A 6086-nucleotide genomic window follows, 5' to 3' on the forward strand; every position below is an offset into this window, starting at 1 on the left:
ATTACTCACCTCTTCCAATAATCTTACATTTGATTGGTAGTTTATGAGATGCAAGTCTTAAAGCTTCTCTTGCAACTTCTTCTTCTACACCAGCGACTTCGAACATTACGCGTCCTGTTTTTACTACTGCTACCCATTCTTCTGGAGCACCTTTACCTGAACCCATACGGACTTCAAGAGGTTTCTTTGTTTTAGCTAAATGAGGGAAAATTCTAATCCAAACTTGACCACCACGTTTCATATAACGGTTCATAGCGATACGAGCTGCTTCGATTTGTCTTGAAGTAATCCAAGCACCTTCTTGAGCCTGTAATCCATATTCACCAAAAGAAACTTCAGTTCCACCTTTAGCTTTACCTTCATATTTAATTCTATGAGGTCTTCTATATTTAGTTCTCTTAGGCATCAACATGATTATTTATCCCCTTTCTTCTTTGCAGGAAGAATTTCTCCCTTACAAATCCAAACTTTTACTCCTAATTTTCCATAAGTTGTGTCAGCTTCTGCAGTCGCATAATCAATGTCAGCTCTTAATGTATGAAGAGGTACATTTCCTTCAGAATAACCTTCTGTTCTTGCCATATCAGCACCACCTAAACGACCTGATACACAAGTTTTAATTCCTTTAGCTCCAGCTCTCATAGCACTTTGGATTGCTCTTTTTTGAACTGTTCTAAATGAAGCACGGTTTTCTAATTGCTCAGCAATTCTGTTTGCAACAAGTTGTGCAACAACATCTGGATTTTTGATTTCAACAATATTGATAAACACTTGTTTATCCTTTACTAATTTAGTCACTTGTTTTCTTAAAGCATCAACTGCTTCACCATCTTTACCAATAACAACACCAGGTCTAGATGTATGAACAAAGATGTTAACTCTGTTTTTAGATCTTTCAATTTCAATATTAGCGACATAAGCGCCTTTTAACTTTGCATTTAAGAATTCACGAATTCTGATGTCTTCGTGTAATAATGAAGCAAAGTCTTTATCATTAGCGTACCATCTTGAATTCCAATCACGGTTTACGCCAACACGTAATCCGACTGGACTTACTTTTTGACCCATACTTTGCCCTCCTATCTTTCAGCAACCACACATGTAATGTGGCTTGTTCTCTTTAAAATTTGAGTACCGCTACCTTTTGCTCTAGCGCGGAATCTTTTTAATGTAGGACCTTCGTCTACATAGATTTCTTTAATAAATAATTTTTCTTCTTCTGCACCTTCATTGAAAACAGCATTTTGTGCAGCAGATTTTACGACTTTAATGATTGCAGGAGTCGCACTTTTGTTAGTATATTCTAAGATACCAAGTGCTTCTTTTAAGTTCTTACCTCTTACTAAGTCAACGACTAATCTAGCTTTTTGAGGTGAAACACGAATCATTTTAGCTTGTGCTCTTGCTTCCATGTTAATTTTCTCCTCTCTCTCTATTTACCTGACTTTTTATCATCAGCATCATGACCATGGTAAGTTCTAGTAGGAGCAAATTCTCCTAACTTATGTCCAACCATATCTTCAGTTACATAAACTGGGATATGTTCTCTTCCGTTGTATACTGCGAATGTGTGTTCAATAAATTGTGGGAAGATTGTAGAACGTCTTGACCATGTTTTAATGACTTCTTTTTTACTAGCAGCATTTAATGCTTCTACTTTTTTCATTAAGTGTTCATCCACGAATGGACCTTTTTTTAAACTTCTTGCCATATTCTATAACCTCCTTCTATTTACCGTTACGACGACGCACGATCATTTTATTTGAAGCTTTTTTACTATTTCTAGTTTTAACTCCAAGAGCTTTTTTACCCCAAGGAGTCATTGGAGCTTTACGACCAATTGAAGTTCTACCTTCACCACCACCATGAGGGTGATCATTAGGATTCATTACTGAACCACGTACTGTTGGTCTAATACCTCTCCATCTGTTACGACCAGCTTTACCATAGTTAACTAATCCATAGTCTTCGTTTCCAACAACACCAACTGTTGCTCTACAAACAGCTAAGAATTTTCTAACTTCACCAGAAGCTAATCTTACAGTGACATATTTTCCTTCTTTACCTAAGATTTGAGCAGACACACCAGCTGATCTAGCCACTTGTCCACCTTTACCTGGTTGCATTTCAATATTGTGAATAACTGTACCTTCAGGCATATTTCCCATTGGTAAACAGTTTCCAACAATGATATCAGCATTATCTCCTGATACGATTTTCATTCCTACTTCTAACCCTTTAGGAGCAAGAATATATCTCTTTTCACCATCTGCATAATGAATTAATGCAATGTTTGCTGATCTGTTAGGATCATATTCAATTGTTGCAACTGTTCCAACAATATCATCTTTATTACGTTTGAAATCGATAATACGATATAAACGTTTGTGTCCACCACCATGATGACGAGTAGTGATAACACCTTGATTATTACGTCCACCCTTTTTAGATAAACGGATAGTCAATGATTTCTCTGGCTTATTTGTTGTAATTTCTTCATAAGTTAAAGAAGTCATATTACGACGACCGTTTGTCGTAGGCTTGTATGCTTTAATAGCCATCTTTGTTCCTCCTTATTTTTCTTTTCTGGAATGGAGTTTCATTCCAATAGTCGAAGTTTTATTCTTCACCGAATAAATTAATTTCAGATCCTTCTTTTAATTTAACGATAGCTTTTCTTCTTTTGTTTGTTTTTCCAACGTATTTACCCATTCTTTTTGTTTTAGGTGCTACATTCATAATGTTTACACTTTCAACTTTTACATCAAACATTTTTTCAACTGCTTGTTTCACTTCTGTTTTGTTAGCAGTGATTTCTACATCAAATGTATATTTGTTTTCTGCTTGTTGTAACATTAAAGATTTTTCAGTAAGTACTGGTTTCTTTAAAACATCAGTAATATGTGCCATTATGCCAATACCTCCTCAACAGCCTTGATTGCACCTTCAGTTATAACTAACTTAGTACAATCTAAGATATCATATACGTTAAGACCTTTTGAATCAATAACTTTAACTCCAGGAATATTTCTTGCAGATAAAGTCACATTTTCATTAACTTCGTCCATAACGATTAATGTTTTTCTATTTGCTTCTAAATTTTCTAATACTTTAATCATATCTTTTGTTTTAGGAGCATTTAAAGTGATAGTATCTAATACTGTCATTTCATTATCAATAACTTTTTGACTTAAAGCCGATTTTAAAGCTAATTGTCTTACTTTTCTATTTAACTTAAATGTATAGCTTCTTGGTGTAGGACCAAATACAACTCCCCCACCTCTCCATTGTGGAGCGCGGATAGATCCTTGTCTAGCTCTACCTGTACCTTTTTGTCTCCATGGTTTTCTTCCTCCACCTCTGACTTCAGTACGGTTTTTGACTTTATGAGTTCCTTGTCTCCATGAAGCTCTTTGTAGTAAGACCATATCAAAGATTGCTTGGTTGTTTGGTTCGATACCAAATACTAATTCATTTAATTCTGTATCTTTTACTTGTTTACCTTCTTGGTTATATACTGCAACTTTTAACATTAGTTTTCCTCCTTTCGCTTCATTATTCAGCAGCAGCTTCAGCTGCTTCAGTAGTTTCTTCTACTACTGGGCTTTCTACGATTTCTTCTTCAGTTTCATAGACAATTAAATCTTCAGCAGGATTTACCTTACCGTTAGCTTTAACAGCTGTTTTCACAACTACTAAACCTTTTTTAGGACCTGGAATAGATCCACTGATTAATAAAACGTTGTTTTCTACATCTACTGCAACGATTTCTAAGTTTTGAACAGTTCTTGTTACATTCCCCATTTGTCCTGGTAACTTTTTACCTGGAGCGATTCTATTAGGAGCGATAGGACCCATTGAACCAACGATTCTGTGAGCACCTGAACCATGTCCCTTAGGACCAATACTTTGTCCATGTCTTTTTATAACACCTTGATAACCTTTACCTTTGCTAGTTCCAGTTACATCTACAACTTCACCAGCTACAAAGCTATCAACTTTAATTTCTTGACCAACTTCATAACTCATCATTTCGTCATAACGAAATTCTTTAATGAAGCGCTTAGGAGCTGTTTCAGCTTTTGCAACATGTCCTTTATGAGCTTTAGTTGCTAATTTTTCTCTCTTATCTTCAAAACCAACTTGGATTGCATCATATCCATCAGTAGCAACTGTCTTCTTTTGTAAAACAACATTTGAAGTTGCTTCTACAACAGTTACAGGGATAAGCTTTCCATCAGTAGTGAAAACTTGAGTCATTCCAATCTTACGACCTAAGATTCCTTTCATGAGTTACACCTCAACCTTTCCTTATAATTTAATTTCAATATCTACACCACTTGGTAATTCTAAACGAGTTAATACATCAACTGTTTCTGGTGTAGGATTCACAATGTCAATTAAACGTTTGTGAGTTCTGATTTCAAATTGTTCACGTGAATCTTTATACTTGTGTACCGCTCTTAAGATAGTATAAACTTCTTTTTCAGTTGGTAGAGGTACTGGACCTACTACTTGAGCACCTGATTTTTTAGCAGCTGCTACAATCTTTTCTGCAGAAGCATCTAAGATTTTGTGATCAAATGATTTCAATCTGATTCTAATTTTGTTGTTTGCCATGAATTATTCCTCCTTCTGTTTGCCAATTAAATTGGCTGCTCTGCACGAATTACCTGAAATCACCCTTCCGCTCATGACAACGGCTATCAGCGTTTCAGCAACCTCGCACTTCTTCGCATTTCACAACATGTGTATTTTACACTAAAAACATTGATAAATCAAGCGTTTTTTAACTTTTTTTCAAATATTTTATACTTACAATTCAAAGACTTTTTAATCATTTCTAACTCATGACTAATGACTCCTTTAAATTCATTTTCCATTAGAAATTGGCTTTATTTTATTTTCTATTTTCATTTTTAGACATCTATTATTTATTGTTCATCTCAAATTCCATAAATAAGGCAACATAATGATTAACTTTCTTTTTAATAAAAAAATCAGTAAATCCAATAAAGACTTACTGATTATATATATAAATTTTTAAAACAGTTCATAACTATCAATATCATAATTTATCTCTTAGATATTTTTTTCCTATAAATATTGCTACAAATCTGACTGACAAAACATTCAATAATACAAATCCTCCTAGATAGTCATTTGATATTTCTTATTTTTTGGTTTATTAGGATCTACAATAAAATGTTTAAACATAAACATTTTATCTCTTCTAAGCCTTTATAATTATTTGTTTCTTCAACAACTGCTTTTACATACCATATTCCTCTTGCTGATAAGACTTTATTCGTATATGTTCCTCTAGGGAATCACTATAGCTAAAGCTTACATCTCCTTATTTGGATCTTTCTGTTGATATATTTGCATTTTCACCATTTTCCATCCATTTATTTGGAGAGTATTGGTTTTCCTGCATCTATTATCAATCAACATTTCATACCTAAAGAATACTTCCTTGCTAGGTAATAGTTGGTTGTGATAAAGGTTTAGCTGAATAGAACAAGTTTAAATTTCTCATCATTTCTACATCAAATTTAATTTTACTACCTATTTTTGAGGGAGTTGAAGACAGATTCAAAACAAGTCGATTTCCTATACAATATAAAACTCTTAAATTGTGATTTTGACTCACATCTCACTCAGTTATTCCTCTGTAAGAACAAACTCGTACTCTTGATACAGTAAAAAGTTCTATTCCTTATATTTGTTTAATTAGCCATCACAAGAGACGTTATACCTCTAATTTCTGCAGCTATAAGTTCACCATCATTCGCTCTGGAAAAGTATTTTGATCACTAATGACTACATCACATTCATATGCTTCCATCCTGTGAAAATATTTCTATTCATCTGTCAATCTTTTAGAGTAGATTATCCACTTAATAGTCTACAACAGTTTTGTCAATTTTACAGAATATGTAGTTTAATATACAAAGTAGAAATAAGAAAGTATTAAGAAATACCTTTATTAAATCAGTTAGTAAAAAGCTCTCCTTTTTGGAGAACCTCTTAAAACAAAAAAAAGGATATCCAGTGTGGATATCCGAAGTGAACTGGCAGCTTGC

At 33.8% G+C, this 6086-nt stretch carries 9 protein-coding genes; all 9 read right to left on the reverse strand.

What is annotated here, in order from left to right:
• Position 1: 1 nt before the first annotated feature.
• From rplP to rpsJ, 9 genes are read right to left on the reverse strand one after another with little or no spacing between them, the layout of a single operon-like run.
• Positions 2–412, reverse strand: coding sequence for a 50S ribosomal protein L16 (gene rplP / locus AC5M21_RS06780; RefSeq protein WP_008790812.1), 411 nt, complete (start codon positions 410–412; stop codon positions 2–4).
• 2 nt (positions 413–414) lie between these two features.
• The gene (gene rpsC / locus AC5M21_RS06785; RefSeq protein ID WP_008790813.1) at positions 415–1068 is read right to left on the reverse strand and encodes a 30S ribosomal protein S3; all 654 of its coding nucleotides are present in this window, start codon (positions 1066–1068) and stop codon (positions 415–417) included.
• Positions 1069–1079: 11 nt separating this feature from the next.
• The gene (gene rplV / locus AC5M21_RS06790) at positions 1080–1412 is read right to left on the reverse strand and encodes a 50S ribosomal protein L22 (RefSeq protein WP_008790814.1); all 333 of its coding nucleotides are present in this window, start codon (positions 1410–1412) and stop codon (positions 1080–1082) included.
• Between the two features lie 20 nt (positions 1413–1432).
• Positions 1433–1711: a 30S ribosomal protein S19 gene (gene rpsS / locus AC5M21_RS06795; RefSeq protein WP_008790815.1), complete on the reverse strand. Its 279-nt coding sequence runs from the start codon at positions 1709–1711 to the stop codon at positions 1433–1435.
• Between the two features lie 16 nt (positions 1712–1727).
• Complete coding sequence (gene rplB, locus AC5M21_RS06800) at positions 1728–2561, reverse strand: 50S ribosomal protein L2 (protein ID WP_008790816.1); 834 nt, start codon at positions 2559–2561, stop codon at positions 1728–1730.
• Positions 2562–2619: 58 nt separating this feature from the next.
• Positions 2620–2910, reverse strand: coding sequence for a 50S ribosomal protein L23 (gene rplW / locus AC5M21_RS06805; protein ID WP_008790817.1), 291 nt, complete (start codon positions 2908–2910; stop codon positions 2620–2622).
• A complete protein-coding gene (gene rplD, locus AC5M21_RS06810; protein ID WP_008790818.1) occupies positions 2910–3533 on the reverse strand; it encodes a 50S ribosomal protein L4 in 624 nt (207 codons plus the stop codon). Before rplD ends, rplW begins: the two co-directional genes overlap by 1 nt.
• 22 nt (positions 3534–3555) lie before the next feature.
• Positions 3556–4290, reverse strand: coding sequence for a 50S ribosomal protein L3 (gene rplC / locus AC5M21_RS06815; protein ID WP_008790819.1), 735 nt, complete (start codon positions 4288–4290; stop codon positions 3556–3558).
• 21 nt (positions 4291–4311) lie between these two features.
• Positions 4312–4620: a 30S ribosomal protein S10 gene (gene rpsJ, locus AC5M21_RS06820; RefSeq protein ID WP_008790820.1), complete on the reverse strand. Its 309-nt coding sequence runs from the start codon at positions 4618–4620 to the stop codon at positions 4312–4314.
• Positions 4621–6086: the final 1466 nt, after the last annotated feature.

This window comes from Coprobacillus sp., assembly GCF_984815275.1.

Bases quoted from the DNA above. Each gene is read 5' to 3' on its own strand.
- rplV (WP_008790814.1), bottom strand. From the start codon at position 1,412: ATGGAAGCAAGAGCACAAGCTAAAATGATTCGTGTTTCACCTCAAAAA.
- rplC (WP_008790819.1), bottom strand. From the start codon at position 4,290: ATGAAAGGAATCTTAGGTCGTAAGATTGGAATGACTCAAGTTTTCACT.
- rplP (WP_008790812.1), bottom strand. From the start codon at position 412: ATGTTGATGCCTAAGAGAACTAAATATAGAAGACCTCATAGAATTAAA.
- rplB (WP_008790816.1), bottom strand. From the start codon at position 2,561: ATGGCTATTAAAGCATACAAGCCTACGACAAACGGTCGTCGTAATATG.
- rpsC (WP_008790813.1), bottom strand. From the start codon at position 1,068: ATGGGTCAAAAAGTAAGTCCAGTCGGATTACGTGTTGGCGTAAACCGT.
- rplW (WP_008790817.1), bottom strand. From the start codon at position 2,910: ATGGCACATATTACTGATGTTTTAAAGAAACCAGTACTTACTGAAAAA.
- rplD (WP_008790818.1), bottom strand. From the start codon at position 3,533: ATGTTAAAAGTTGCAGTATATAACCAAGAAGGTAAACAAGTAAAAGAT.
- rpsS (WP_008790815.1), bottom strand. From the start codon at position 1,711: ATGGCAAGAAGTTTAAAAAAAGGTCCATTCGTGGATGAACACTTAATG.
- rpsJ (WP_008790820.1), bottom strand. From the start codon at position 4,620: ATGGCAAACAACAAAATTAGAATCAGATTGAAATCATTTGATCACAAA.